We start from the raw sequence: 1,362 nt of genomic DNA on the forward strand, positions 1-1,362 counted from the left end.
TATCCAGATATCCGCAGGGAGGTGTAACTTTCATCTATCCAGTAAACTTTCTTTCCTAGGTTGGCGAAGCGAAAGAATATGCCGAGGACTAATACAACTATAATTAAAAATCGTAGCCACTTGTCAAGTGAAGGGTTGTGATAATTTAGTTGCTCGCCATTTTTCGGTAATTTCATTTTAAACAAACTTCCCTGCACTTGCCATATAAAACATCATTTTTTGACTTTTTTGACTATTTTTCCTAGAATCATTCCGTTATTTTGAGCATAGATTGTTTGTATTTTATATTGATTCCTTTTGGCAATTTGTGTCTTTAATTCTTGAGAAATACTGTACAAAAATATATCGGTAAAATTTTCAGGTATTTCAACATTTTTAGGTGACATTAGTAATAATTTAGCTTTGGCATCGATTTGGTTACTCATACCGAGTAAATTGCCGATTTTATTTACATTATACACCCACAAGTCTGTGATGAGTAATGGCCGAGAAGCTGAGTTGATTGTGCGGGCGATCGGGGCATTAATATAAGAGGGGCCTTTATTCTCCCAAGAGTCTGCTGGCAAATAGATGCAGCCGGATATAATTCCAATTGAGAGCAAAGCAGCCAGAGCCAGCCTCCACAGCTTTTGCAACTGCATTGTAACTTGAGGAGATGTCATTTTTACAGCCAAAAAATAGGCAACAGCTATCTGCATTCCTAAATAACAGGGAATCAGGTAGCGGCTGTAGATCGATCGCCTTCCGCCCAAGATTAAGTCCGCTGGCAGGAAAATGGCTAATGTCACGAACGTTAATGTCATAACAAACAACCAAACACGTCTTTCTGTCTGACTCAGCAGCAAATAAAAAGAAGAGCAGACAATTATTAAAATCATTAAAATAACTGGGATACTCAATAGGAAATATAATCGCGGTAAATCCGAGTACAATCCCACATCAAAAAATTGCCTAATAATGTTGAGCACCGACTGTTTAACTAAGTGTGAAAGGGGAATTTTAAAAGACTGCCATGCTGTTCTTTGACTGGCACTTTGCGAATTTATAAATAAAAGTACAATCCAAGGAGAGAAGGCAATAAATCCTGCACTCGCTGCTATAAAATAGCCAATTACAGTCTTATTAAACCGCAGATTTTCCGAGATAGCTACATAGATTCCATGCCCTAGAGCCACCAGTGCAAATAATAGGTGAGAATAAAATCCCAGCGCTACTGTTGCTGCATAAATTGCCCAACTGCTGTTAGTTTTTAGCCGCATTCCCCGCAGCAAAGCAGCCCCAGACAGCAAAATCATTAATACAAACAAGCTGTAAGGTCGAGCTTCTTGAGCGTAAACTATTTGAAAAGGCGATACAGCTAGT

1 protein-coding gene is annotated in these 1,362 nt (G+C 38.6%); it reads right to left on the bottom strand.

Features of this window, described 5'->3' with window-relative positions; translation table 11 throughout:
* Positions 1 to 212 precede the first annotated feature (212 nt).
* On the bottom strand, positions 213 to 1,362 hold a 1,150-nt coding region (locus tag ACUVJL_RS12030), incomplete at its 5' end, for a glycosyltransferase family 39 protein (RefSeq protein ID WP_445246064.1).

It is taken from the genome of Microcoleus sp. OTE_8_concoct_300 (assembly GCF_031383065.1).
Taxonomy (GTDB): Bacteria; Cyanobacteriota; Cyanobacteriia; order Cyanobacteriales; family Microcoleaceae; genus Microcoleus.